General features: G+C 63.4%; 26 protein-coding genes and 1 riboswitch. Of the genes, 18 read left to right on the plus strand and 8 right to left on the minus strand.

The window, feature by feature from the left end; translation table 11 throughout:
- The first annotated feature begins 48 nt into the window (after positions 1 to 48).
- The 8 genes from HH213_RS15655 (at position 49) to HH213_RS15690 (ending at position 6,583) form a co-directional block, all read left to right on the plus strand.
- A complete protein-coding gene (locus HH213_RS15655; RefSeq protein ID WP_072788986.1) occupies positions 49 to 282 on the plus strand; it encodes a helix-turn-helix domain-containing protein in 234 nt (77 codons plus the stop codon).
- An 84-nt stretch (positions 283 to 366) separates the two neighbouring features.
- Complete coding sequence (purH, locus tag HH213_RS15660; protein WP_169112823.1) at positions 367 to 1,953, plus strand: bifunctional phosphoribosylaminoimidazolecarboxamide formyltransferase/IMP cyclohydrolase; 1,587 nt, start codon at positions 367 to 369, stop codon at positions 1,951 to 1,953.
- A 162-nt stretch (positions 1,954 to 2,115) separates the two neighbouring features.
- Positions 2,116 to 2,667, plus strand: a complete 552-nt coding sequence (ruvC, locus tag HH213_RS15665) for a crossover junction endodeoxyribonuclease RuvC (protein WP_110847396.1) — start codon at positions 2,116 to 2,118, stop codon at positions 2,665 to 2,667.
- A 20-nt stretch (positions 2,668 to 2,687) separates the two neighbouring features.
- Entirely contained in the window at positions 2,688 to 3,266 is a 579-nt protein-coding gene (gene ruvA / locus HH213_RS15670) for a Holliday junction branch migration protein RuvA (RefSeq protein ID WP_110847395.1), read from the plus strand.
- Positions 3,267 to 3,293: 27 nt separating this feature from the next.
- The gene (ruvB, locus tag HH213_RS15675) at positions 3,294 to 4,352 is read left to right on the plus strand and encodes a Holliday junction branch migration DNA helicase RuvB (RefSeq protein ID WP_110847394.1); all 1,059 of its coding nucleotides are present in this window, start codon (positions 3,294 to 3,296) and stop codon (positions 4,350 to 4,352) included.
- On the plus strand, positions 4,352 to 4,813 hold the full coding sequence (locus HH213_RS15680) for a YaiI/YqxD family protein (RefSeq protein WP_110847393.1): 462 nt from the start codon (positions 4,352 to 4,354) through the stop codon (positions 4,811 to 4,813). The genes ruvB and HH213_RS15680 overlap by 1 nt, the downstream gene beginning before the upstream one ends.
- Positions 4,806 to 5,744, plus strand: a complete 939-nt coding sequence (locus tag HH213_RS15685; RefSeq protein ID WP_169112824.1) for a LysR family transcriptional regulator — start codon at positions 4,806 to 4,808, stop codon at positions 5,742 to 5,744. The genes HH213_RS15680 and HH213_RS15685 overlap by 8 nt, the downstream gene beginning before the upstream one ends.
- Before the next feature lie 89 nt (positions 5,745 to 5,833).
- Positions 5,834 to 6,583: an SDR family oxidoreductase gene (locus HH213_RS15690; RefSeq protein WP_169112825.1), complete on the plus strand. Its 750-nt coding sequence runs from the start codon at positions 5,834 to 5,836 to the stop codon at positions 6,581 to 6,583.
- Here the strand turns inward: HH213_RS15690 and HH213_RS15695 are convergent, their stop codons facing one another.
- A complete protein-coding gene (locus tag HH213_RS15695) occupies positions 6,584 to 6,955 on the minus strand; it encodes a YbaN family protein (RefSeq protein ID WP_169112826.1) in 372 nt (123 codons plus the stop codon).
- Between the two features lie 67 nt (positions 6,956 to 7,022).
- Here HH213_RS15695 and HH213_RS15700 point away from each other — a divergent pair, with 67 nt between their 5' ends.
- The gene (locus HH213_RS15700; RefSeq protein ID WP_169112827.1) at positions 7,023 to 7,784 is read left to right on the plus strand and encodes a ThuA domain-containing protein; all 762 of its coding nucleotides are present in this window, start codon (positions 7,023 to 7,025) and stop codon (positions 7,782 to 7,784) included.
- Here HH213_RS15700 and HH213_RS15705 read toward each other — a convergent pair whose 3' ends face one another.
- On the minus strand, positions 7,785 to 8,225 hold the full coding sequence (locus HH213_RS15705) for a DUF2147 domain-containing protein (protein ID WP_169112828.1): 441 nt from the start codon (positions 8,223 to 8,225) through the stop codon (positions 7,785 to 7,787).
- Between the two features lie 162 nt (positions 8,226 to 8,387).
- Between HH213_RS15705 and HH213_RS15710 the strand changes: the two genes are divergently transcribed.
- Genes HH213_RS15710 through HH213_RS15720 form a run of 3 tightly spaced genes read left to right on the plus strand, consistent with a single transcriptional unit; the run spans position 8,388 to position 10,298 of the window.
- Positions 8,388 to 8,639: a hypothetical protein gene (locus tag HH213_RS15710; RefSeq protein WP_110847386.1), complete on the plus strand. Its 252-nt coding sequence runs from the start codon at positions 8,388 to 8,390 to the stop codon at positions 8,637 to 8,639.
- Between the two features lie 36 nt (positions 8,640 to 8,675).
- A complete protein-coding gene (locus HH213_RS15715) occupies positions 8,676 to 9,302 on the plus strand; it encodes a helix-turn-helix transcriptional regulator (RefSeq protein WP_169112829.1) in 627 nt (208 codons plus the stop codon).
- Positions 9,303 to 9,320: 18 nt separating this feature from the next.
- Entirely contained in the window at positions 9,321 to 10,298 is a 978-nt protein-coding gene (locus HH213_RS15720; protein WP_169112830.1) for a threo-3-hydroxy-L-aspartate ammonia-lyase, read from the plus strand.
- Here the strand turns inward: HH213_RS15720 and HH213_RS15725 are convergent.
- The 3 genes from HH213_RS15725 to HH213_RS15735 all read right to left on the minus strand — a co-directional run bounded on the left by HH213_RS15725 (position 10,265) and on the right by HH213_RS15735 (position 14,518).
- Positions 10,265 to 10,543: a PEP-CTERM sorting domain-containing protein gene (locus tag HH213_RS15725; RefSeq protein WP_169112831.1), complete on the minus strand. Its 279-nt coding sequence runs from the start codon at positions 10,541 to 10,543 to the stop codon at positions 10,265 to 10,267. The genes HH213_RS15720 and HH213_RS15725 overlap by 34 nt on opposite strands.
- Positions 10,544 to 10,938: 395 nt before the next feature.
- A complete protein-coding gene (locus HH213_RS15730) occupies positions 10,939 to 11,604 on the minus strand; it encodes a PEP-CTERM sorting domain-containing protein (RefSeq protein ID WP_169112832.1) in 666 nt (221 codons plus the stop codon).
- 118 nt (positions 11,605 to 11,722) lie between these two features.
- Positions 11,723 to 14,518, minus strand: coding sequence for a valine--tRNA ligase (locus HH213_RS15735; RefSeq protein ID WP_169112833.1), 2,796 nt, complete (start codon positions 14,516 to 14,518; stop codon positions 11,723 to 11,725).
- A gap of 193 nt (positions 14,519 to 14,711) precedes the next feature.
- Here HH213_RS15735 and HH213_RS15740 point away from each other — a divergent pair, with 193 nt between their 5' ends.
- Positions 14,712 to 15,245, plus strand: a complete 534-nt coding sequence (locus HH213_RS15740; protein WP_169112834.1) for a hypothetical protein — start codon at positions 14,712 to 14,714, stop codon at positions 15,243 to 15,245.
- A gap of 151 nt (positions 15,246 to 15,396) precedes the next feature.
- Here the strand turns inward: HH213_RS15740 and HH213_RS15745 are convergent, their stop codons facing one another.
- Both HH213_RS15745 and HH213_RS15750 read right to left on the minus strand, forming a co-directional pair.
- A complete protein-coding gene (locus HH213_RS15745; RefSeq protein ID WP_169112835.1) occupies positions 15,397 to 17,520 on the minus strand; it encodes a xanthine dehydrogenase family protein molybdopterin-binding subunit in 2,124 nt (707 codons plus the stop codon).
- A gap of 10 nt (positions 17,521 to 17,530) precedes the next feature.
- Positions 17,531 to 17,995, minus strand: coding sequence for a (2Fe-2S)-binding protein (locus HH213_RS15750; RefSeq protein ID WP_110847380.1), 465 nt, complete (start codon positions 17,993 to 17,995; stop codon positions 17,531 to 17,533).
- A gap of 81 nt (positions 17,996 to 18,076) precedes the next feature.
- Between HH213_RS15750 and HH213_RS15755 the strand changes: the two genes are divergently transcribed.
- Positions 18,077 to 18,895: a crotonase/enoyl-CoA hydratase family protein gene (locus HH213_RS15755; protein WP_169112836.1), complete on the plus strand. Its 819-nt coding sequence runs from the start codon at positions 18,077 to 18,079 to the stop codon at positions 18,893 to 18,895.
- Here the strand turns inward: HH213_RS15755 and HH213_RS15760 are convergent.
- The gene (locus tag HH213_RS15760; RefSeq protein WP_169112837.1) at positions 18,885 to 21,923 is read right to left on the minus strand and encodes a diguanylate cyclase domain-containing protein; all 3,039 of its coding nucleotides are present in this window, start codon (positions 21,921 to 21,923) and stop codon (positions 18,885 to 18,887) included. The genes HH213_RS15755 and HH213_RS15760 overlap by 11 nt on opposite strands.
- A gap of 93 nt (positions 21,924 to 22,016) precedes the next feature.
- Positions 22,017 to 22,130: riboswitch (TPP riboswitch) on the plus strand.
- Positions 22,131 to 22,205: 75 nt separating this feature from the next.
- On the opposite strand from HH213_RS15760, the gene thiC reads away from it, so the two are divergent.
- From thiC to thiD, 4 genes are read left to right on the plus strand one after another with little or no spacing between them, the layout of a single operon-like run.
- The gene (gene thiC, locus HH213_RS15765; RefSeq protein WP_169112838.1) at positions 22,206 to 24,089 is read left to right on the plus strand and encodes a phosphomethylpyrimidine synthase ThiC; all 1,884 of its coding nucleotides are present in this window, start codon (positions 22,206 to 22,208) and stop codon (positions 24,087 to 24,089) included.
- Positions 24,090 to 24,092: 3 nt separating this feature from the next.
- On the plus strand, positions 24,093 to 24,296 hold the full coding sequence (thiS, locus tag HH213_RS15770) for a sulfur carrier protein ThiS (protein ID WP_169112839.1): 204 nt from the start codon (positions 24,093 to 24,095) through the stop codon (positions 24,294 to 24,296).
- Positions 24,297 to 24,308: 12 nt separating this feature from the next.
- The gene (locus tag HH213_RS15775; protein ID WP_169112840.1) at positions 24,309 to 25,088 is read left to right on the plus strand and encodes a thiazole synthase; all 780 of its coding nucleotides are present in this window, start codon (positions 24,309 to 24,311) and stop codon (positions 25,086 to 25,088) included.
- Positions 25,085 to 25,966, plus strand: coding sequence for a bifunctional hydroxymethylpyrimidine kinase/phosphomethylpyrimidine kinase (gene thiD, locus HH213_RS15780; RefSeq protein ID WP_229263022.1), 882 nt, complete (start codon positions 25,085 to 25,087; stop codon positions 25,964 to 25,966). Before HH213_RS15775 ends, thiD begins: the two co-directional genes overlap by 4 nt.
- Positions 25,967 to 25,979 lie beyond the last annotated feature (13 nt).

Below are 25,979 nucleotides of genomic sequence, written 5' to 3' on the forward strand. Positions count from 1 at the left end.
CCGGGCGATTTGCCAGCGTTATAGATTAATTAGCCGAACGACAAGAAAATGAGCAAAGAAAGTATCCAGGAAGTAGTCCAGAAGAGTCTCGAAGAATACTTCGCCGACCTGGGCGAGCAGCAGGCTTCGAACATCTACGACATGGTCGTGCTGACCGTCGAGAAACCGATACTGGAAGTGGTCATGACGCGGGCCGACGGCAATCAGTCGCATGCCGCGCAGATGCTGGGCATCAACCGCAATACCTTGCGCAAGAAATTACAGGAACACGGCCTGCTGTAAAAGCGCCCGTTCTATCCGGCATGAAGTGGCTGGGGACAGCCGCTGTTGCTGACCGAATATTTAACCACCTCGCCTTTCATCGCCATGATTAAACAAGCTCTCATCTCCGTCTCCGACAAAACCGGTGTGTTGGACTTCGCCCGCGCGCTGTCCGCCATGGGTGTCAACATCCTGTCGACCGGCGGCACCGCCAAACTGCTGGCCGACAACGGCGTCGCCGTGACCGAAGTGGCCGACTACACCGGTTTCCCGGAGATGCTGGACGGCCGCGTCAAGACGCTGCACCCGAAAGTGCACGGCGGCATCCTGGCCCGTCGCGATTTCCCGGACCACGTGGCCAAGCTGGAAGAGCACAGCATTCCAACCATCGACATGGTGGTGGTCAACCTGTACCCGTTCCAGGCCACGGTCGCCAAGGATGACTGCACGCTGGACGACGCCATCGAGAACATCGACATCGGCGGCCCGGCCATGCTGCGTTCCGCCGCCAAGAACCACAAGGACGTGGTGGTGATCTGCGACCCGGCCGACTACGGCGTGGTGCTGGCGGAAATGAAGACCACCGACAATGCCCCAGGCTACGTCAGCTACGAGACCCGCTTCACGCTGGCCACCAAGGTCTACTCGCACACCGCGCAGTACGACGGCGCCATCGCCAACTACCTGACCAGCCTGGACGCGACCCGTTCGCACGGCAGCCGCAGCGCCTATCCAGCCAAGCTGAACGTGGCGTTTGAAAAAGTGCAGGACATGCGCTATGGCGAGAATCCGCACCAGTCGGCGGCGTTCTACCGCGACGTCATCAAGACCGACGGCGCGCTGGCCAACTACAAGCAGCTGCAAGGCAAGGAACTATCGTTCAACAACATCGCCGACGCCGATGCGGCGTGGGAATGCGTCAAGAGCATGGGCGGCTTCGACCAGTCGGCCGCCTGCGTCATCGTCAAGCACGCCAATCCGTGCGGCGTGGCGCTCGGCAGCAATGCCGTCGAAGCCTACAAGCGCGCGCTGCAGACCGATCCGACGTCGGCGTTTGGCGGCATCATCGCCTTCAACGTCGATGTGGACGCGGCCGCCGCGACCGAGCTGGCCAAGCTGTTCGTGGAAGTGCTGATCGCGCCGTCGTTCACCGACGAAGCCAAGCAGATCCTGTCGGCCAAGCAGAATGTGCGTCTGCTGGAAATCCCATTGGGCAACGGCGTCAACGCGATGGACTTCAAGCGCGTTGGCGGCGGCCTGCTGGTGCAGTCGGCGGATTCGAAGAACGTGCTGCTGGCCGACGTCAAGGTGGTCAGCAAGAAGCAGCCTACCCAGCAGGAACTGCAGGACATGATGTTTGCATGGCGCGTGGCCAAGTACGTCAAATCGAACGCCATCGTCTTCTGTGGCAATAACATGACGCTGGGTGTGGGCGCCGGTCAGATGAGCCGTATCGACTCGGCCCGTATCGCTTCGATCAAGGCGCAGAATGCTGGCTTGTCGCTGGCCGGTTCGGTGGTGGCGTCGGACGCCTTCTTCCCGTTCCGCGACGGCCTGGATGTGGTGGTTGACGCCGGCGCGACCTGCGTGATCCACCCAGGTGGCTCGATGCGCGACCAGGAAGTGATCGACGCCGCCGACGAGCGCGGCGTGGTGATGGTGTACACCGGCACCCGTCACTTCCGCCATTAATCGGTCGCCGCAAAGCGGCCACAGCTTCGTTGCGCCGTCTCGCCGTGCATTCGCACTGTCTTCGACGGCGACGCCTCGCTGTGACCACGTTGCGGCAACCTCATTCGCGCTAGAAAGCCCGCATTGCTTGCGGGCTTTTTCTTTACTGCATACAATCCCCTAATGATAATTCTCGGCATCGACCCCGGCTTGCGCACCACCGGCTTTGGCGTCATCCACAAGCAGGGCAGCAAGCTGCTCTACATTGCCTCCGGCACCATCAAGAGCGGCGAGGGCGGTTTGCCGGCGCGGCTCAAGGTGATCCTGGACGGCGTGGGTGAAGTCGCGCGCACTTATTCCCCGGACTGCGCCGCCATCGAACAGGTATTCGTCAACGTCAACCCGCAATCGACGCTGCTGCTGGGCCAGGCCCGCGGCGCGGCAATCTGCGCGCTGGTATCAGCCGAGCTGAGCGTGGCCGAGTATTCGCCGACACAAATCAAACAAGCGGTGGTTGGCACAGGCCGCGCGGTCAAGGCGCAGATGCAGGACATGGTCGCGCGTCTGCTGAAATTGCCCGGCCTGCCAGGCACCGATGCCGCCGATGCGCTCGGTATCGCCATTTGCCACGCCCACAGCCGCGAAACGCTGACGCTGATCGCCGGCGCCACCAACACCACCGCCAACGGCCCGCTGGCCGGGCTGCGCATGCGGCGCGGCCGGCTGGTTGGCTAAAATTTTCTAAGGTCTCACTCATGATTGGTCGTCTCTCCGGTATTCTGCTCGAAAAAAATCCGCCGCAATTGCTGGTGGACGTAGGTGGCGTCGGCTATGAAGTCGATGTGCCGATGAGCACTTTCTACAACCTCCCGGGCGTCGGCGAGAAAGTGGTGCTGTTCACGCACCAGGCGATCCGCGAGGATGCGCATCTGCTGTTTGGCTTCGGCAATGCCGAGGAGCGCGCCGTGTTCCGCCAGCTGATCAAGATCACCGGCGTTGGCGCGCGCACGGCGCTGTCGATTTTGTCCGGCATGTCGATCGCCGATTTGTCGCAGGCGGTGACGTTGCAGGAAGCGGGGCGCCTTGTCAAAGTGCCTGGCATCGGCAAGAAAACCGCCGAGCGGCTGCTGCTGGAGCTGAAGGGCAAGCTGGGTGCGGACATCGGCGCCGGTGGCGTCGCCGCTGTGCCCGACGCGAAATCCGACATCCTCAACGCGCTGCTGGCGCTGGGCTACTCCGACAAGGAAGCCTTGCTGGCACTCAAAACCGTCCCCGCCGGCGCCACCGTCTCCGACGGCATCAAGCAGGCGTTGAAGGCGCTGTCGAAGGGCTGATCGCCCAATGCAGGGTAAAATACCTGTATGAGCATACAGACCGACAGTTTTACCGAACAGCGCATTATCGATGCTGCGCCGTCTTCGCCAAATGAAGAGGCGATCGAACGCGCGCTGCGGCCCAAGCATCTCGATGAATATGTCGGGCAGTCCAAGATCCGCGACCAGCTGGAGATCTTCATCTCCGCCGCCCGCAATCGTAAGGAGGCGCTCGACCATACGCTGCTGTTCGGGCCGCCAGGCCTGGGTAAAACCACGCTGGCCAACATCATCGCCCGCGAGATGGGCGTCAACCTGCGCCAGACCTCCGGCCCGGTGCTGGAACGCCCCGGCGACCTGGCCGCCATCCTGACCAACCTGGAAGCCAACGACGTCCTGTTTATCGACGAAATCCACCGCCTGTCGCCGGTGGTGGAAGAGATCCTGTACCCGGCGCTGGAGGACTACCAGATCGACATCATGATCGGCGAAGGCCCGGCCGCGCGCTCGGTCAAGCTCGACCTGCAACCGTTCACGCTGGTCGGCGCCACCACCCGCGCCGGCATGCTGACCAACCCGCTGCGCGACCGCTTCGGCATCGTCGCCCGGCTGGAGTTCTATACCACCGATGAACTGACCAAGATCGTCAGCCGCAGCGCCGCGCTGCTGAAGGCCCACATCGACGAAGACGGCGCCCGCGAAATCGCTCGCCGCGCGCGCGGCACGCCGCGGATCGCCAACCGCCTGCTGCGCCGCGTGCGCGACTACGCCGAGGTCAAGGGCAACGGCGAGATCACCAAGACCGTGGCCGACGCCGCGCTGGTGATGCTGGATGTCGACACGGTCGGCTTCGACGTCATGGACCGCAAGCTGCTGGAAGCGGTGCTGTACAAATTCGGCGGCGGCCCGGTCGGCATCGGCAACCTGGCGGCGGCCATCGGCGAAGCGGCCGACACCATCGAAGACGTGCTGGAACCGTACCTGATCCAGCAAGGCTTCCTGCAGCGTACGCCACGCGGCCGGGTCGCGACGCCGGCCGCCTACAAGCATTTCGGCATGAGCCCGCCGCGCACCAATCCGAATGGCGAACTGTGGAGCGATCTGTAATGCAGATCTGGGTCGACGCCGACGCCTGTCCCGCCGTCATCAAGGAAATCCTGTACCGCGTGGCCGACCGCATGCAGATGCAGGTGACGCTGGTGGCCAACCAGTTGCTGCGGGTGCCGCCGTCGCGTTTCATCCGCTCGGTGCAAGTCCCGTCCGGCGCTGATGTGGCGGACCAGGAGATTGTGCGCTTGCTGGAGCCCGGCGACCTGGTGGTCACCGGCGACATCCCGCTGGCCTCGGACGTGCTGAAGAAGGGCGGCTACGCGCTCAATCCGCGCGGCGAGTTCTACACCAACGACAATATCGCGCAGATGCTGACCATGCGCGCCTTCATGGATGAGCTGCGCGGCAGCGGCGTGGATACCGGCGGCCCGGCCGCCTTCAGTCAGGCCGACCGGCAGAGTTTCGCCAACAGCCTCGACCGCCATCTGGCCAAGCACAAACGCAGCAGCAATGGATGAACTGCGCGCCATCTCGACCTTTATCCGCGCTGCCGAACTGGGCAGCTTCAACAAGGTCGCCGAAGCGCAGGGCACCACGCCGCAGGCCGTCAGCAAAACCATCCGCCAGTTTGAGCAGCACCTCGGCGTGCGCCTGTTTCACCGCACCACGCGCAACAGCACGCTGACCGAAGAGGGCCAGCGTTTGCTGGAGTCGATCAAGCCCAGCCTGGATGGCGTGGTTGGCGCGCTGGCGCGGGCCCGCAGCGCCGCGCGCGAGGATGAAGGACTGATCCGTGTGGCCGCCTCCGGCTCCATGGGACGCCGCATTCTGATGCCGCTGCTGGCCGAGTTTCAGTTGGCCTATCCTGGCATCCAGATCGATCTGATCCAGGATGACGCCTTCAGCGATCTGGTGCATGACCGCATCGACGTCGGCTTCCGTGGCGGCAATGCGCCGGAGGCGCAGATCGTCAGCCGGCGGCTGTTTCCGGTCCAGCAAATCGTCTGCGCTTCACCGGACTATTTGCAGCGCCACGGCGCGCCGCGCAGCCTGGAAGAATTGGCGGCGCACCGCTGCACCGCCTATCGCCAGCCTGGCAGCGGACGGGCCATGGCCTGGGAATTCGAGATCGATGGCGAGACGGTGTTCCACCACGTGCAGCCGGTCCTGCTCAGCAACGATCCCGAGACCGAAATGCACGCCGTGTTGGCCGGCATCGGCATCGGCCAGATCGACAGCATCAACGCCAGCGCCGCCATCCGCGCCGGCCAGCTGCAACCGCTGCTGACCGAACATCTCAGCGAGCGCATGGGGTTTTACCTGTACTTTCCGCAGCGAACCGACATGCCGGGCAGGGTGCGGCGCTTCATCGACTTTGTGGTGGCACCGCTGCAGGACAATGAGCAGTTCTACCTGCCCGCCGCCGAGATGAAGCGATATCAACTTTAAGTTGCTACTGAAACGGTTTATTGCGACTACTTCGGTTGCGATTAATTTTCTATAGTTCCCTGTCTTTCAACCCAACAGGAGAACGCATCATGAAAAATCGTGTAGCTGTCATTACCGGCGCCTCAAGCGGCATTGGCCTTTTCACCGCCAAACTTCTGGCCACGCGCGGCGCCAAAGTGGCGTTGTTGGCGCGTCGAAAGGACGTATTGGAACAAGCGGTGAGCGAGATTCGCGCGGCCGGCGGCGAGGCGCTGGCGCTGATGGTCGACGTCACCGACCAGGCGTCGGTGGACGCGGCAGCGGCGGCGGTCGAGCAGGCTTACGGTCCCGCCAATCTGGTCTTCAACAATGCCGGCGTGATGCTGCCGGGCGCGATCGAGGCACGTGAAACGGATGTGTGGCAACACCAGATCGACTTGAACGTGACCGGCGTGATGCGCGTGATCTCGGCCTTCGTGCCGCAACTGGTCAAGAGCGCGGAGCAGGGCGCGACGGTGGATCTGATCAACACCTCGTCGATCGCCGCGCAGAATATCTATCCGTACTTTGCGGTCTATAGCGGCACCAAGGCCTATGTCAGCCACCTGAGTCGCCACCTGCGCGCGGAGCTGGGACCGAAGGATATTCGCGTGTCGCTGATCGAGCCGGGCATTACCGAGACTGAGCTGCAAGGCCATTGGACCTTTCAGGGCGCCAAGGACTGGCTCGCCGGAGCGGCGCGAAGCATGGAATTCCTGCAGCCGCAGGACGTGGCGGAAGTCGTCGCTTTCCTGGCGGCACAGCCGAAGCACGTGAACCTGCAGCAGGTGGTCGTCATGCCGACCAGGCAGGCTACGTAATCACTTCTTGTCGATGCGCATGGTCGGCACGAAGCGGGTCAGGTAGATGGTCACGCAGGCGCCGATCAGCACGATCAGCAGGCGCACCCACAGCATGTCGGTGCGCCAGACCGAATAGCTCATCGAACCCCACATGAAGACCAGCACCCAGATCTTGCCGCGTAGCGGAATGCCGTGGCCGTTCTCATAATTGCGCAGGTATTTGCCGAACACCGGGTTGGTTTGCAGCCAGTTGTGCATGCGCGGCGATGCGCGCACGAAGCAGGCCGAGGCCAGTAATAGGAATGGCGTGGTCGGTAACAGGGGCAGGAAGATGCCGAGTACGCCCAGGATCACCGCCAGGATGCCGACAACGTTGAGAATTATTTTCATTTGGCCAAATCGTATCACCTTGCGTTAGACTATGACAAAATGATAGCGCTAACTTAAGGAGGGGACGATGACGCAACGCTTGCTGGCCTTGGTGGCTGGTTTAACAATGATGGCCGGCGCCCACGCCGACACCCAGTACAAAATCCTGGTGCTGGCCATGTCGAGCAAGTACCACTACGAATACATCCCGGTAGCGCGCGACAGTCTGGAAAAGCTAGGCAAGCTGCACGCCTTCGAGATGACCTACACCAACAAGCCGGAAGTCTTCGATGGCGATCTGACCCAGTACGCCGCCGTGATGTTCCTCAACACGCCGCCGGAAGAACTGAACGAGGCGCGTCGCAAGAAGTTTGAGGCGTACATACAGCACGGTGGTAACGCCATGCTGGTACATCGCTCGCTGATCATTCCGCCCAACACCTGGCCGTGGTTTGAAAAGCTGATCGGCCGCCATGTCGGCACGCATCCCATGCTGCAAACCGGCGTGGCCGACGTGGTCGATAAAAAATTCCCCGCCACATTCGGCCTGCCGGATCACTGGATCTGGAGCGATGAATGGTATGTGTTTGACGATCCGTACAAGATCAAGATCAACCCGGTGCTGAACGTCGACGAGACCAGCTACGACCCGACCAAGATCTGGCCGGGGCAAGTGTCACACGGCATGGGCAAGGAGCATCCGGTCAGCTGGTATCACTACGTCGACCAGAGCCGTGTGTTCGTCACGGCGCTGGGGCACGATGGCAATATGTACAAGGACCCGCAATACCTGGCCCACCTGATGGGCGGCATCTGGTGGACTGCCACCGGCAAGGGGATCAAGCAGTAATTACTCCTGGCGTACCCAGACTTGCGAGCGGCCCAGCATCGGCACGCCGATGTAGCCGCGCACGCTGAGTTTCTTGCCGCCGTCGGTCAGGTGCATTTTACTCTTGTAGACCTTGCCGTTGTTCGGGTCGAGGATTTCGCCGCCGGCGTATTCATCGCCGTCTTTCTTCAGGCCGGACAGGATGGTCATGCCCAGCACCGGCTGGTCCTTACGGGCGTCGTCGCATTTATCGCATTTTGGCGCCGGGTCTTCGTTGGGCTCGCGGAATAGTTGTTCGATCTTACCTTGCAGGACGCCGTTGGTTTCCGTGATGCGGATCAGCGCCTTGGGCTTACCGCTGACGTCGTCGATGTTTTTCCAAAGGCCGACCGGCGAGGTGTTGTCGGCAAAGGCCGGGGAGATGCTCAGCGCAGCTGCGGCGAGGAGGGCGAGGAATTTCATTTTTGGTCTCCAAATAGTTATTGTGTGGGTCCATTATACGAACTGACCGACCGTGCTAATTAGAGGCTCTCATCCAATTTCCTACACACCGGTGCGGCGCGCGCCGATGGCGATGGCCGGCTGGCGCCGCTAGCATGGGGCACCATTTCAAGGAGAATTGCCATGACTCAGCATGATCAATCAATCGGCGGCCCCGGCGCTGTCGACGGCATCGCCGGCAGCCCCTCTGGTACCGAGGGCGCCACCAGCGGCGCCGGCATCGACAAAGGCGCGCCGCCCAAGCGGGACAGCGGCCCCGAGCGCCACCCAACGCCTGCACTCGGCGGCAACAGCACCGACAGCCGCCAGTCCACCAGCGGTGTGATGCAAAAAGAACCACGTGAAAACGTCGAGGAACGGCAACCCGGACCGTGATTACACGAAAAGTCTAAAATGAGATAATATGTTCAGATGACGAAAACATCTGAACATCAAAACCTGCTTGCGCAAATGCAGCAGGTGGCCGAGGGCCTTGGAAAGACGCTGGCGCCGTTTTGCGAAGTGGTGCTGCATGACCTGACCCAGCCGGAGCACGCCATCCTGGCGATCCACAACAACCTGTCCGGCCGCGAAGTCGGCGAACCCGCCACCGAGCTCGGCTTGGCGCGCGCAGCCGATCCGGCCTTCGAGCAGGTCATTGCCAACTATCCCAACACATTCCCCGATGGCCGGCTGGCCAAGAGCACCTCGGTCGGCATCAAGGACAGCGATGGCCAGTACATCGCCGCGCTGTGCCTGAATGTGGACCTGACCGTTTTCCGCAGCCTCAACAGCATGCTGACGCAATTCGGCAGCGTGGACACGGCGATGGCCGTCAGCGAAACCATGGCGCCGGCCGGCGCCGACGCCATCCGCCAGCGCATCGACCAGTTTGCCGCGCGGCTCGGCACCACGCCGCGCGCACTGAAAGCCGACGAGCGCAAGGCGCTGATGCGCGAGCTGAAAGAAGCGGGCCTCAGCGATGTGCGGCGGGCGATGGACATCGTCGCCGCCTATCTCAACGTCTCCCGCGCCACCGTCTACAACGACGCACGCTAAATCACCACAGGAACCATCATGAGCGAACAGAAACTGCCTACCTTTGAAGACGTGGTTGCCGCGTCCGAGCGCATTGCCGGCGTCGCGCACCGCACGCCGGTGCTGACCTCCAGCACCGCCAATGCCGAGCTGGGTGCGGAGATTTTCTTCAAGTGCGAAAACTTCCAACGCATGGGCGCGTTCAAATTCCGTGGCGGCTATAACTCGCTGGCCAGGTTCACGCCGGAGCAGCGCAAGGCCGGCGTGGTGGCGTTCTCGTCGGGCAATCACGCGCAGGCGATTGCCTTGTCGGCCAAGCTGCTGGGGATTCCGGCCACCATCGTCATGCCGCATGATGCGCCGGCCGCCAAGGTGGCCGCCACGCGCGGCTACGGCGCGCAAGTGGTGATTTACGACCGCTACACGGAAGACCGCGAACAGATCGGCCGCGACCTGGCCGCCAGGCATGGCCTGACCCTGATTCCGCCGTATGACCATCCGGACGTGATTGCCGGACAGGGCACGGCGGCCAAGGAGTTGTTCGAGGAAGCGGGACGGCTGGATTATGTGTTCGCGCCGCTGGGCGGTGGCGGCCTGCTGAGCGGCACGGCGCTGTCGACGCGGGCCTTGTCGCCGTCGGCCAAGCTGTTTGGTGTGGAGCCGGAGGCGGGCAACGATGGTCAGCAATCTTTCCGCAGCGGCAGCATCGTGCACATCGAGACGCCGAAGACGATTGCCGATGGCGCGCAGACCCAGCACCTGGGCAACCTGACTTTCCCGATTATCCAGCGCGACGTGGATGACATCCTGACTGCCAGCGACGAACAGCTGCGCGCTGAAATGCGCTTCTTCGCCGAGCGCATGAAGATGGTTGTGGAGCCGACCGGCGTGCTGGGCCTGGCCGCCGCACGCGCGATGAAGGAGCAACTGCAAGGCAAGCGCGTTGGCATCATCATCAGCGGTGGCAACGTCGATATCGCCCGCTATGCCGAACTGCTGGCTATCACGCCGATTTGACGTTGACGTCGCCAGGCCAGCAGGCCGAGGCCGGCCGCCATCATCGTGTAAGTGGCCGGTTCCGGCACCGAACTCACCAAGGTCACGGACGTAATGGCGCCGGCGGCCGTCAGCCAGAGGGCGTGCGGGGCCATGCCGGTGCTGTAATAGTAGCGGAATGTGCCCTGGGGGAACGGCGTCAATGAATCGGGAATGTGGTTGTAGGTCAACGCAGTGGCGGATGGATCGGCAACTACCAGCCCCAAGCTTTCCGAGCCGCCCGTGTTGAGATCGCTGCTGACGCCCCAATACACGGCGTCCTGCCACGGGCCTAGCGCCTGGTTCTGGGTGGTGAATCCGTAACTGGCATTGGCGGCATTCAGCGTGTAAGGATTGTTGCCAAAGGTCGCGGTGAACGCGTTTTTCCCTGCGGCGGCGTCATATGTGTTGACCGTGCCGCTGCCGGACGGACTGCTGTAGCTTAAGGGCGTCGACGTCCCAGTGTGAAGCTGCCATGCAGGACATCACCCACCGAGAGTCCTGCCGACAGCGAGCCGGCCAATAAAACACTGAGCTTCTTCATTTGCTTCTCCTCGGTGGGGCGTTCGCCCATACCATACTAGTCCACCGTGGGTGGAAGTCAAACGAGCAGCAGCAATGATCAGCAGCGTTGCTTGCGGCGCTGGCGCCAGCCGATCAGGGCCAGGCCGGCCACCAGCATGCCCCAGGTTTCCGGCTCTGGCACGGCACTCACGCGATCCAGCGAGGTGATCGCGCCGAAAGCGGTGAAGGTGTTGCCGTCTTGCGTGCTGCCGCCGAAGTAGAAGCCGTTGAGGCTGGTGAACTGATTTAGGTAGCCGGGAATGCGGCTGCCGTTCAGCACGTGCTCATTGTCGGCAGTGAAGTTGAACTCCAGTGTGCGGTCGCCTGCTGCAGTGACCACACGGAACTGGTCGGACAGGTAGGGGTTCTTGTAGATGATCTGCAGTTCTGACGAGTTGGCTGCCGACTGGTAGCTCACGCTGCTGTTGTCGAAACTGAGACTGGCGCTAGTTAATGGTGAGGCGCCGCTATAGGTCGGTCCCCATTCCGGACCGGCTTGCATGGGCGTGCTGGTGTCGTAGCTGATCTGGCCATGAAAGTCCAGATAGGTCGTCACCGTCCCGTCATCCGTCAGCACCGAGCTGACGTTCATCGGCCAAGGCTGGCTGTGATCGTATTTGTAGATGGCGCTGACGTAGCCGGAATAGTTGTACGTCACCTGCTCTGCGTGCGCTGTTGCTGCCAATACCAGCGCGCTGGCCAACCCTGCGAAGTATTTTTTCATATGAACCTGCTTTAATTTAAAGTGGCATTAAAGCATTTAATTGAGGTTTTATCAAATGGCAAAATGAAAAAACCGCCCGGCGTGAACCGGGCGGCTGGTCGGCGATCAGGCCAGAAACTTACGCTGCAGGCAGCTTGGCGATCTGCTCGCGCATCTTGTCCAGCGTGGCGGTGAAGTTGGCGACGCGTTCCTTCTCTTGCGCCACCACTTCGGCCGGCGCGCGGGCCACGAAGCTTTCGTTCGACAGCTTGCCGTTGGCCTTGTTGATCTCGCCTTCCAGACGGGTGATCTCCTTGCTCAGGCGCTCACGCTCGGCTTTGACGTCGATCTCCACTTTCAGCATCAGCTTGGTCGTGCCAACTACCGCCACGGCGGCCGGCGAATCCGGCAGCGCGTCAACGATCTGCACTTCGGCCAGCTTGCCCAGCGCCTGGATGTAGGGTGCGCACAGCGCCAGCGCGTCCTTGTCGGCGGCGCTGCCCGGCTCGACGATCAGCGGCACGCGCAGCGACGGCGCCAGTTGCATTTCGCCGCGCAGGTTACGGGTCGCATCGATCAGCGCTTTCAGCTGTTGCATCCACGCCTCGGCCGACTCGTCGATGTTGGCGGTGTTGGCGATCGGGTACGGCTGCATCATGATCGAATCACCGGTCTTGCCGGCCAGCGGCGCAACGGCTTGCCACAGCGCTTCGGTGACGAACGGAATCACTGGATGGGCCAGGCGCAGCACCACTTCCAGCACGCGCAGCAGCGTGTGGCGGGTGGCGCGTTGCTGGCCTTCGGTGCCGTTTTGCACCTGCACCTTGGCCACTTCCAGATACCAGTCGCAATACTCGTCCCAGACGAACTTGTAGATGGTCGAGGCGATGTTGTCGAAGCGGTAGTCGGCAAAGCCCTTGGCCACGTCCAGTTCGGCTTTTTGCAGCAGCGAGATGATCCACTTGTCGGCGTTCGACAGGTCGGCTTCGGACGCCGAGCAGTCTTTGCCTTCGGTGTTCATCATCACGAACCGGGTGGCGTTCCACAGCTTGTTGCAGAAGTTGCGGTAGCCTTCGGCGCGGCCCAGGTCGAAGTTGATGTTGCGACCCAGCGAGGCGTACGAGGCCATCGTGAAGCGCACCGCGTCGGTGCCGTAGGCGGCGATGCCTTCCGGGAATTCCTTGCGGGTGGCCTTGGCGATCTTCTCGGCCGCTTTCGGGTTCATCAGGCCGGTGGTGCGTTTCTCCACCAGCGCGTCGATGCCGATGCCGTCGATCAGGTCGATCGGGTCCAGCGTGTTGCCCTTGGACTTGGACATTTTCTGGCCCTGCGAGTCGCGCACCAGGCCGTGCACGTAGACGGTCTCGAACGGCACCTTGCCGGTGAAATGCAGGGTGAACATCACCATGCGTGCCACCCAGAAGAAGATGATGTCGAAGCCGGTCACCAGTACCGACGATGGCAGGAAGGCTTTCAGGTCCGGGGTTTCTTCCGGCCAGCCGAGCGTCGAGAACGGCACCAGCGCGGACGAGAACCAGGTGTCCAGCACGTCGTTGTCGCGGCGCAGCGGCGTGGTGACGCCTTGCGCGGCGGCCTTGGCGACGGCTTCCGCTTCGGTCTTGGCGACGTAGATATTGCCGTTGTCGTCGTACCAGGCCGGGATCTGGTGGCCCCACCACAGTTGACGCGAGATGCACCAGTCCTGGATGTTGTTGAGCCACTGGTTGTAAGTGTTGCTCCAGTTTTCAGGGACGAACTTGATGTCGCCGCTGGCGACTTTTTCCAGCGCCGTTTCGGCGATCGATTTGCCCGGGAAGAACGTGCCTTCCGGCGCCGGCTTGCTCATGGCGACGAACCACTGGTCGGTCAGCATCGGCTCGATGACGACACCGGTACGGTCGCCGCGCGGCACCATCAGCTTGTGCGGTTTGACTTGTTCCAGCAGACCCTGCGCTTCCAGGTCGGCGACGATTTGTTTGCGGGCCGCGAAGCGGTCCAGGCCGCGATAGGCTTCCGGCGCGTCGTCGACGATTTTTGCTTCCAGCGTCAGGATCGATGGCATCGCCAGCTTGTGGCGCTGGCCGACGGCGTAGTCGTTGAAATCGTGCGCCGGGGTGATCTTCACGCAACCGGTGCCGAAGGCTTTGTCGACGTATTCGTCGGCGATGATCGGGATTTCGCGGCCGACCAGCGGCAGCTTCAGCATCTTGCCGACCAGCGCCTGATAGCGCTCGTCGGTTGGATCGACCGCCACGGCGACGTCGCCCAGCATGGTTTCAGGACGGGTAGTGGCCACGGTCAGGTGACCGCTGCCATCGGCCAGCGGATACTGGATGTACCACATCGAGCCGTCTTCCTCTTCCGACACCACTTCCAGGTCGGAGACGGCGGTGCCCAGCACCGGATCCCAGTTGACCAGGCGTTTGCCGCGGTAGATCAGGCCTTGCTCGTGCAGGCGCACGAAGACGTCGGTCACCACTTTCGAGCGCGTCTCGTCCATGGTGAAGTATTCGCGCTGCCAGTCCGGCGAGGCGCCCAGGCGGCGCATCTGGCCGGTGATGGTGGAACCGGATTTCTCTTTCCACTCCCAGACCTTCTTGATGAACTCTTCGCGGCCGAGGTCGTGGCGCGAGATTTTCTGCGCGTCCAGCTGGCGTTCCACCACGATCTGGGTGGCGATACCGGCGTGGTCGGTGCCCGGAATCCAGGCGGTGTTATGGCCGAGCATGCGATGGTAGCGGGTCAGGCCATCCATGATGGTCTGATTGAATGCATGGCCCATGTGCAAGGTGCCGGTGACGTTCGGCGGCGGCAGCTGGATGCTGAAAGAAGGTTTGCCGGCGTCGAGGGTGGCGGTGTAGTAACCGCGCGCTTCCCACTCGCTACGCCAGAACTGTTCAATGTCGGCAGGCTCGAAAGACTTGGCTAATTCCATGATATGGCTAATTAAATTGGGCGAAACAGCCATTATAAATGACGCGGCACAGCATTGAGCCGCGTCTGCTGGAAAATTATCAATATGCAAACCGTAGCGGTTTGGTTTTCGTCACAACCGAACAACTTTCCCAGCGTTAGCATGCTCGTGTAGCAATGCAGGAAAGTCGGCGTTTTCTTGGAGACTGAAAATTATGGTGAATTGGGAACTTGCCGCGTGGGTTTTGGTCAATTTAGGTGTGCCAGCTTTGGCAGCCACGCTTATTGCATTGATATTGCTGCTCACACCGTGGTCGTCACTATGGCTGAAAATGATGTGGCGTTCCTTAGCGGATGGTCAGCTATATTGGGTGGCGGTAGCCTTTTGTGCATCAGCTTTGTCGGAGGCGTCAGAATATCGAGATCTGGCCGGTCCAACTGCGTCGATGTTCCCATGGGGACCAGTATTATGGCTGTTGATATTGGTGATTACGGGAGGCTCCCTTGTTACCTGGGTGTATAACGAAAGCGTTAACTCAAAGCAAGATCGGTCGAACGCTTCGAGCGCTGCTGCAGATAGTAGAAAATTTCAAAACAAACAAGTCGTCTACTCAATTATTGTCACCTTGATCGCTGGTGCAAGCTTCACACTGATTCATGCGTCGACGGTGGAAGCCCGTAAAAAACAACAGGTCCCTGCATTAGCAAACGCAGGGACATGCTTAAAACTAAAGGATGGTGGGAAATGACATCGATCTTTAAGCGTAATAGAAAAGAAATTTCTTTAGACTCCGTCAAGATTGCCTCTTGGGTCGAGCGGTTGCGAGTTTTAGCTGTCATTATCGGCGTAGTCGCCATTGCCGTCGCTACCACTTTCAGTACCTTTTGAGGCAGGCCACATCAGGCGGACTGGATGTGTTGTGCGGATAACGGCAGCTGGCGCACGCGTTTGCCGGTGGCGGCGAACAGGGCGTTGGCGACGGCCGGGACGATCAGCGCGGTCGCCGGTTCGCCGATGCCGCCCGGCTTCTCGGTGCTGGGCACCAGCGTGACGTCGATCTTCGGCATCTCGTTCATGCGCAGCACCGGATAGTCGTGGAAGTTGGTCTGCTGCACGCGTCCCTTGTCCAGCGTGATTTCCGCCCCCAGTGCCGACGATAGTCCGAACGCGATGCTGGACTGGAGCTGCGCCTCCACCGTGTCCGGATTGATCATCTGACCAAGATCGGCCGCCACCCACACGTGATGCACCTTGATGGCGTGGTCCTTGTCGACCGAAATCTCGGCCACCTGCGCCATATACGTGTCGTAGCCCTCCATCAGTGCGATGCCGCGATAGTGGCCTTTCGGCAGCGGCTTGCCCCAGCCGGATTTGTCCGCCGCCAGCTTCAGCACCTTGGCAAAGCGCGGCTGCTTGTCCAACAGCGCCAGGCGGAACTGGTACGGATCTTTGCCGGCGGCGGCCGCCATCTCGTCGATGAAGCTTTCGTTGGCAAACGCATTTAGCGCGTGACTGACCGAGCGCCAGTAGCCGACCCGCAGGCCGCTGTCGTGTTCGATCAGTTCCTGCGTCATGTTGGGAATATCGTAGCCAACCACCGCCGCTTCGGCCATGAACGGGTCCAGCGTACCCTTGGGCAGGCCGAAGGCGCGTTGCGAGATCGATTGCGAGGTCAGCTGCAAGGTCAGCGCCACCGGCTTGCCGTTGGCGTCCAGGCCGCCGGCCATGCGGTGCAGCGCCATCGGCCGGTAGAAGTCGTGCGTGGTGTCGTCCTCGCGCGTCCACAGCAGCTTGACCGGCTTGCCGACCGCCTTGGAGATTTCGGCCGCCTGCACGGCGAAGTCATATTCCAGCCGCCGGCCGAAACCGCCGCCGAGGAAAGTGGTTTTCACCGTCACGTCTTCCGGCTTGAGGCCGATGGCGGTGGCGACATTGCCCTGCGTGCCTTGCTGGAATTGCGCCGGCCCGATCACCAGGCATTTGCCATCCTTGTACGAAGCGGTGAAATTCTGCGGCTCCATGGTCGCGTGCGCGAGCAGCGGCGACCAGTATTCGGCGCTGAGCTTTTTGCTGGCGCTGTTCAGCGCCGCCTTGGCGTCACCGGTTTTCTTGATCGGGATGGTGGCGTCCTTGGCGTTGCGGATGCCGTCCTGCATCGAAGCGTTGTCGATGCGCGCCACCGCGCCTTCGTCCCATTGCACCGCCAGCGCTTCGCGCGCTTTCTTCGCATGCCACCAGGTATCGGCCACCACCGCCACGCCGTCGCGGATCTGCACCACGGCGGTCACGCCGGGCATGGCCTTGGCCTTGGCGGCGTCGAAGCTGGTCGGCTTGCCGCCGATGACCGGACACTGCTCCAGCGACGCATACACCATGCCGGGCAGCTTGACGTCGATGCCGTACTCGGCGGTGCCGTTGACCTTGTAAGCCGTGTCCAATCGCTTGGTGGGCTTGCCGATGACCTTGAAGTTTTTGGCTTCCTTCAGCGTTACTTTTTTCGGCACCGGCAGCTTGGAGGCCGCCTCGGCCAGCTCGCCATAGGTGGCGCTGCGGCCGCCGGGACCGGTGACCTTGCCGTCGGCCGCGCGCAGTTGCGCGGCGTCGACATTCCACCTGGCCGCCGCCGCATTGACCAGCATGGTGCGCACCTGGGCGCCGGCGATGCGCAGCTTGTCCCAGCCGTCGCGCACCGAGGTCGAGCCGCCGGTGATTTGCGCGCCGAGCAGGGCGTTGGTGTAGACCGGCGCCACCGGCGCGATCTCCACCTTGATCTTGCGGATGTCCACCCCCAGCTCTTCGGCGATCAGCATCGGCATTGAGGTGTACACGCCCTGGCCCATTTCGGAACGGGCCGACAGCAGCGTGATGGTGTTGTCGTCGGCGATGTGGACCCAGGCGTTGGGCGTGTGCAGCGTGCCGGCCGCCACGGCCTGGTCCAGTTGCGCGGGCAAGAACACGCCCAGCGTCAGTCCGCCGCCGACCACGGCGGTGGTTTTCAGGAATTCCCTGCGATTGGTCGTCATGGCCGTCTCCTTATGCCTTGCGCATTTCTGCGGCGGCGGTGTGGATGGCGGCGCGGATGCGGTTGTAGGTGCCACATCGGCAGATATTGCCGCTCATGGCGTTGTCGATGTCGGTATCGCTGGGATGCTTGTTGGTGCTGAGCAGCGCGGCCGCGCTCATCAGCTGGCCGGACTGGCAGTAGCCGCATTGCGGCACGTCGTGGGCGATCCAGGCTTTTTGCAGCGGGTGGGAGTTATCTTTGGACAGCGATTCGATGGTGGCGACTTTTTTGCCGGCGACTACCGAGACCGGCGTCTGGCAGGAGCGGATCGGTTGGCCGTCGAGGTGGACGGTGCAGGCGCCGCACAGCGCCAGGCCACATCCGAACTTGGTGCCGGTCAGGCCGATTTCGTCGCGGATCACCCACAGCAGTGGGGTATCCGCTTCGGCCTGCACACTGACTTCTTTGCCGTTAAGCTTGAACTGTGTTGCCATGCCTATCTCCTCGTTATGATTAGGAATATTCATGCCGCGAAGATCAATATAACGTATTTCAACGACAAAAAGGAGACTTGCATGATCCCAGTTTTAGAAGCCGTCAGCCTGCTTGTGGACGGCGCCATCGCCACCATCCGCCTCAACCGCCCGGACAAGCTGAACGCGATGAACCTTGCCATGTGGCATGACATTCGTACGGCCTTCCGCTACGTCGACGAGACGCCGGCGATCCGCGTCGCCATCCTGGAAGGCGAGGGCAAGGCCTTCACCGCCGGCATCGATTTGCAGATGATGCTGGGCGTCGGCGCCCAGGTGCGCGACGAGTGCGACGGCCGCACGCGCGAAAACCTGCGCCGCGTGATCCTCGATTTGCAGGACACGCTGACCAGCCTGGAGCGCTGCCGCAAGCCGGTGCTGGCGGCCGTGCATGGCGCGTGCGTCGGCGGCGGCATCGATCTGATCTGCTGCGCCGACATGCGCTACTGCGCGGCCGACGCCTGGTTCACCATCAAGGAAATCGATATCGGCATGGTGGCCGATGTGGGTACGCTGCAACGCTTGCCGCGTCTGATCGGCGAGGGCATGGCACGCGAACTGGCCTACACCGCGCGCAAATTCGACGCCGCCGAAGCCAGGGAGATGCGGCTGGTCAACCGCGTGTTCGAGTCGCCGGACGCGCTGCGGGCCGGCGTGCGGGAAATCGCCGAGCAGATCGCCGCCAAGTCGCCGCTGTCGGTGCGCGGCGTCAAGGAGATGATCAGCTACGCCCGCGACCACACCATCGCGGACGGCCTCAACTACGTCGCCACATGGAATGCCGCCATGCTGATGTCATCCGATCTGCAGGCGGCCATGATGGCCGGCATGAGCAAATCCGTGCCTACCTTCAAGGACTGAGGCGCCAGGTGTCGCGACCGGCCGCCTTGGCCTGGTACAGGGCGAGGTCGGCGCGCTTGTAGAGCTGCTCGTGGCTTTCGCCGTCGCGGTAGATGGCGGCGCCGATGCTGGCGCTGATTTCGATGGTGGCCTCGCCATACGACAACGGCAGGGCCAGGTTGGCGAGAATGCGCGCACACACCGGTTCCAGCGTGGCGCCGTCACCGGTATGGGCCAGCAGCACGGCGAACTCATCGCCGCCCAGGCGGAATGGCCGGTCGGCTTCGCGCACGGCGGCGCACAGGCGGTCGGCGGCGGCGGCCAGCAAGGCGTCGCCAGCATCGTGGCCGTGGGTGTCGTTGACCGGCTTGAAGCGGTCGAGGTCGACCAGCAACAGCGTGAAGGCGCCGCCGCCCCGTTCGGCCTGCGCCACCAGATGGCGCAGTTCGTCGTTGAACAGGCGGCGGTTGGCCAGGCCGGTCAGCGGATCGCCGTAGGCCAGCGTTTCCAGCTGTGCCTGGGTGGCGCGCAGTTCGGCGGTGCGCGTCTCGACCATGGCTTCCAGTTCGCGCTGGCGACGCCGCAGATAGGCGGTGCGGGTCTGCACCAGACCGGCGCCCGCCAGCAGCGCCAGCGCCAGCAGCGCCAGCCGCGCTTCCGGCCGCTGGTGCCAGGCCGGCAGCACCCGCACCGGCACTTCGAGCGGTGCGGCCCAGTCGCCGTTGCGGTTGGAGCCGCGCAACAGCAGCACATAGTCGCCCGGCGGCAGGTTGTTGTAGCTGGCGCGACGCGAGGTGGCCTCGGTCTCGACCCAGTGCGAGTCGAAGCCTTTGAGCTGGTAGGCGTAACGGTTGCGCTCCGGCGCCGAATAGTCCAGCGCGGCGAATTCGACCGAGAAGCCACGTTCGCGCGCGGCGGTGGTAACGGTGATCGGCGCGGCCTTGCCGCCGAGGCCGGCGTTGTAGGGGCCGACCGGCATTTCCCTGTCGTTGAGCAGGATGCGGGTGACCACCATCGGCGGCTTGTAATGCCAGCCGGACAGCGCCTGCGGCCGCACCACGGTCAGGCCGGACAGGCCGCCGAACACCAGTTCGCCCTCGGTCGTGACGGTGCCGGAATTGGTCCAGTACATCGGCACCTGCACGCCTTCGCCGGGGCCGAGCGGCTGCACCGTCAGCGAGCGCGGATCGATGCGCGCCAGGCCGGCGTCGGTGCTGGCCCAGATCATGCCCTGGCGGTCTTGCAGCAGCTTATTGGCGCCGCTGTCGGGCAGACCCTGCTGCATGCCGATCCGGCGGAAGCGGCGGCGGCCGTCGGCGTCGGTGCGTTCGAGAATGACCACGCCGGTGCCGAAGTTTGACAGCCACAGCCGGCCCTGCGCATCCAGCAGCAGCGACGACACGTAGCCGGGCGGCAGCCGGTCCGGCGTGCCGAGGTCGGCCGGCATGATTTCCACCACGTCCGGCCCCAGCCGCGCCAGCCCGGTGCGGGTGCCGACCCAGACATCGTCGCCGGCCGGCAGGATGACGGTGACGCGCGGATCGCCCAGGCTCTTGCCTTCGTGGCGCAGCAGGCGCGGCGTGCCGCCGCCGGCCGGCAGGTCGAGCGCCCACAGGCCGTCCAGGCCGCCCATCCACAGCGTGCGGCCGGTTACCGTCAGGTTCCACACTTCTTCCTCGTCGCGCCGCTGCGGCAGCGCCACGCGCTGCACGCTGCGGCCGTCAGCGCTGGCGCGGAACAGGCCGTGCTGGGTGCCGATATAGGTTTCGCCGTCGGGGCCGGCCGCAGTAGTCAGCACGCGGCCCGGCGGCAGGCCATGGCTGCCCGCCAGCTGGCCGCTGTAGCCGCGATACGGATCGATCAGTTCGACGCCGCCGCTGATCAGACTGAGCCACAGCTTGCCGTCCGGCGCGTTCATCACGCTTGGCACGCTGAGTACGCCGCTGCGGCCCGGGGCCAGGTGGCGGATGGTGGCCACCGCAGCCGGCTGCGGCGCGTGCTGGCTGATGCCGGCCATATTGGCGGCGTAGATGATGCCGCTGCGTTCGCGGAACATGGTCAGCACGTCGTTGTCGGCCAGGCTGTCCGGGGTGTCGCTGCGGTGGTGGATGCGGCGCGTGGTGTGGTGCGGCACATCGAGCACCACGATGCCGCCGTTGGCGCCATTGGTGCCGAACCAGATTTCGTCGGGCGTGGCTTCGACAATGGCCGCCACCCGTTCGTTTTGCAGTGTCGGCTGGGCGCCGCTTTCCAGCACCGGCGTGGCGTTGGCCGCGCCGGCCGCCAGCAGGTAGGCGCCGCTGGTGCGGCTGCCGATCCACAGCCGGTCGGTGCTATCGCGCAACAGGCTGTTGACCGGCAGGTTGGCTTTGCCGCCCAGCGTCACCTGTTGCACCGGCAATCCCTGGCGCAAGAGGAACAGGCCGCGCCGGGTGCCGGCCCACAGCACGCCGTCGGCGTCGCGCAGCAGCGTGTCGATGCCGCCCTCGGGCAGTGTGGCGGCGCCCAAGCTGTCGCCCAGGCGGTCGAAGCGGCCGTCGGCGGCCAAGTGGTCGAGGCCGCTGCCGGTGGCGATCCACAGGCCACCCTGGCCGTCGTCGGCCATGGCCGCCACGCGCGGATCGCGCAGGCCGCTCGGGCTGGCACGATAGCGGATGAATTTGTCATGATCGGGATCATAGCGGGCCAGCCCGCCGGAGCTCATGCCGGCCCACAGCCGGCCCTGACTGTCGACGTGCAGACTCATGATGAAGCTGTCGGGCAGCGCGTCCTCGCGCGCGTCGGCCACGTATTTGACATGACGGTTGCCGTCCCAGCGGGTCAGGCCGGCCTGGGTGCCGATCCACAGAAAGCCCTGGCGGTCCTGGGCGAAGCACAGCCCGCTGCTGAGGTCGGCATGGACGGTGTGCTTGAAGGAGGTATGGCTGAGGCCGGTCCAGCGCTCGTCGTTGCCGGCATGGGCCGGCGCCAGCAGGCTTAGCATCAGACACAGCGCGGCGGCGGCGCGCGACAGGCGGGCGGGGGACGGGTGGACGTTGCTTTGTGGCATGAGCACACTATACCTGAGCGCCAGCGGGACGCCTGTCGGATTTTTGCCACTTTCCGCCGGAGATGGTTATAATCGTCGCGCCACCGCATTGGTGGCAAACGCTAGGGGTCCTGCGGCGCGCGAACTGAAGGTGCGCGGCGCGGGTGAGAAATACCCTCCGAACCTGATCTGGATAATGCCAGCGAAGGGAAGCTCAGGATGCCGTGCCGCCACCCGTATGTTGATGCGCGCGCCGTTGTCCCACCTCCTTTGCTGGCTCCTGTAGCCCAACAAAGGAGCCAAATGAACGCCAACCTGAAATTCGTGTCCGCCACCGCCACGGTGGACGAGGCAGCGATACAGCCACTTCCCCATTCCCGCAAAATCTATGTGCAAGGCAGCCGGGCCGACATCCGCGTGCCGATGCGCGAGATCACGCAGGCGGATACGCCGGCCTCGTTCGGCTTCGAGGCCAATCCGCCGGTGACCGTCTACGACACCTCCGGCCCATACACCGATCCGGCCGCGCAGATCGACATCCGCTCCGGCCTGGCCGAAACGCCACGCCTGCCGTGGATACTGGAGCGCGACGATACCGAGCAGCTGGATGGTCCGACTTCCGTGTACGGCAAGGCGCGCCTGGCTGATCCGGCGCTGGCGGAACTGCGCTTCAACCTGCACCGCCAGCCGCGCCGCGCGCGCGCAGGCAAAAACGTCACGCAGATGCACTACGCGCGCCAGGGCATCATCACGCCGGAGATGGAGTTTGTCGCCATCCGTGAAAACCTGCGCCGCAAGGAGTACATCGAGAGCCTGAAAACCTCCGGCCCGATGGGCCAGCGGTTGGCGGAGCTGATGGGCCGCCAGCATCCGGGCCAGAACTACGGCGCCAGCATCCCCGATGAGATCACGGCCGAATTCGTGCGCTCGGAAATCGCCCGTGGCCGCGCCATCATCCCGGCCAACATCAACCACCCGGAAGTGGAGCCGATGATCATCGGCCGCAATTTCCTGGTCAAGATCAACGCCAATATCGGCAACTCGGCGGTGACGTCGTCGATCGGCGAGGAAGTCGAGAAGATGACCTGGTCGATCCGTTGGGGCGGCGATACGGTGATGGATCTGTCGACCGGCAAGCATATTCACGAAACGCGCGAATGGATCATCCGTAATTCGCCGGTCCCTATCGGCACGGTGCCGATTTATCAGGCGCTGGAAAAGGTCAACGGCAAGGCCGAAGACCTGACCTGGGAGATTTTCCGCGACACCTTGATCGAACAGGCGGAGCAGGGTGTCGACTACTTCACCATCCACGCCGGCGTGCTGCTGCGCTATGTGCCGCTGACGGCCAAGCGCATGACGGGCATCGTCTCGCGCGGCGGTTCGATCATGGCCAAGTGGTGCCTGGCGCATCACAAGGAATCGTTCCTGTACACGCACTTTGAAGACATCTGCGAGATCATGAAGGCGTATGACGTCTCGTTCTCGCTGGGCGACGGCCTGCGTCCCGGCTCGATCTACGACGCCAACGACGAGGCCCAGCTGGGCGAGTTGAAAACGCTCGGCGAACTGACGCAGATCGCCTGGAAGCACGACGTGCAGGTGATGATCGAAGGTCCGGGCCACGTACCGATGCAGCTGATCAAAGAGAATATGGACCTGCAGCTGGAACAGTGCCACGAAGCGCCGTTCTACACTCTGGGGCCGCTGACCACCGATATTGCGCCGGGCTATGACCACATCACTTCCGGCATCGGCGCGGCGCAAATCGGCTGGTACGGCACGGCCATGCTGTGTTACGTGACGCCGAAGGAGCATCTGGGACTGCCGGACAAGAACGACGTCAAGGACGGCATCATCACGTACAAGATCGCGGCGCATGCGGCCGATCTGGCCAAGGGCCATCCGGGCGCGCAAATTCGCGACAACGCGCTGTCCAAGGCGCGCTTTGAATTCCGCTGGGACGACCAGTTCAATCTGGGCCTCGACCCCGACAAGGCGCGCGAATTCCATGACGAGACCTTGCCCAAGGATTCCGCCAAGGTGGCGCATTTCTGTTCGATGTGCGGACCGCATTTCTGTTCGATGAAGATCACGCAGGAGGTGCGCGCGTATGCGGAGAACGGCATGCAGGTGAAAGCGGTGGAGTTCATCAAGAACGGCGCAGAGCTGTACACCAAGGCGTGAATCATGATCGAGATTGAATTGAACGGCGCGCCGCATCGCGTGCCGCCGCAGCAGACGCTGGATCAATTGATCGATGCGCTGGCCCTGAGCGGCCAGGCGCTGGCGCTGGCGGTCAACCGCAACGTGGTGCCGCGCCAGCAATGGGCGGCGTGGGTACTGCAAGCGCAGGACAAAGTGGATATCGTGCGCGCTATCGGTGGCGGCTAAATGGAGATTGAGATGAGTGATGTGTTGACGATTGCCGGTAAGGCGTATCAATCGCGGCTGCTGGTGGGCAGCGGCAAGTACAAGGATTTGCAACAGACCCGCGAGGCGACCGACGCCGCCGAGGCGGAAATTATCACGGTGGCGATCCGCCGCGTAAATATCGGCCAGGACCCGAAGGTGCCGTCGTTGCTGGATGTGCTGCCGCCGTCGCAGTACACCATCCTGCCGAATACGGCGGGCTGCTACAACGCCAGGGACGCAATCTACACGCTGCAAATGGCGCGCGAGCTGCTGAACGGGCATAAGCTGGTGAAGCTGGAGGTACTGGGTGACGAGAAGACCCTGTTCCCCAATATGCCTGAAACGCTGGTGGCGGCGGAGGAGCTGGTCAAAGACGGCTTCGATGTGATGGTGTATTGCAGCGACGATCCAATCCAGGCGCGCATGCTGGAGGATCTCGGCTGCGTGGCGGTGATGCCGCTGGCCTCGCTGATCGGCTCCGGCATGGGCATTCTGAATCCGTGGAATCTGTCGCTGATCATTGAGCAGGCCAAGGTGCCGGTGCTGGTGGATGCCGGCGTCGGCACGGCGTCGGATGCGGCGATTGCGATGGAGCTGGGTTGCGATGGGGTGCTGATGAACACCGCCATCGCCGGCGCGCAGGACCCGGTGCGCATGGCGCGCGCCATGAAGCTGGGCGTGCAGGCGGGCCGGGAGGCTTATCTGGCGGGGCGGATCGCGCGCAAGTTTGCGGCGTCGCCGTCATCGCCGATGGCGGGCCGACTGGCATGAGTGGCATGAGTGGCGTCGATGCGCGTCCCTGTGTGCTGGTGTTTGCCGGGCTCGATCCGTCCGGCGGCGCCGGATTGACGGCGGACGCGCAGGCGATGGCAGGGCAGGGTGTGCATGGGCTCACGGTCTGCACGGCGCTCACCGTGCAGGACAACGACCGTGTGTACCACGTGCAGCCGGTGGCGGCGGAGCTGGTGTTACGGCAGGCGCAGGCCCTGGCCGGCAAGATGGCGATCAGCGCGATCAAGATCGGCATCACCGGTAGCGCCGCCAACGCGCAGGCGATTGCGGAGTTCATCGTGTGGCTGCGCGCGCGTGGCGATACGATGCCGCGCCCGGAACTGCCGGTGGTGGTGGACCCGGTGCTGGCCAGCGGTCATGGCGACCTGCTGTCGCGTGACGACGCGGTGCAGGCGCTGGCGCCACTGCTGCCACTGACCACCGTGCTGACGCCCAACGCCCCGGAAGCGCAAGCCCTCAGCGACGCCAACCAGCCCGACGCGCAAGCGCAAGCCCTGCGCGCGCGCGGCTGCCGCCACATTTTGATCACCGGGGGCCATGGCGATGGCGATGAGGTCATCAACCGCTGGTACGGCCCCGGCGCGGCCGATGCGTCCAGCCGTCTGGGCGACGACTCCGCCGGCGGGCCGACGGCGCTGGCGCCCGGCCACGCCGGCACGCAGCATCGCACATGGCGCTGGCCGCGCATTGACGGCGCCTTTCACGGCAGCGGCTGCACGTTGGCGTCCGCCATCGCCGGGCAGCTCGCGCTGGGCCTGCCCACCGCCGTGGCGCTGGAACATGCCCAGCATTATGTCTACCACGCGCTGCGCGATGCCTACGCCATCGCCCCCGGTCAGCGCATCCCCTTACGATAATCAGGAAATCACC

Source organism: Duganella dendranthematis, assembly GCF_012849375.1.
Lineage (GTDB): Bacteria > Pseudomonadota > Gammaproteobacteria > Burkholderiales > Burkholderiaceae_D > Rugamonas > Rugamonas dendranthematis.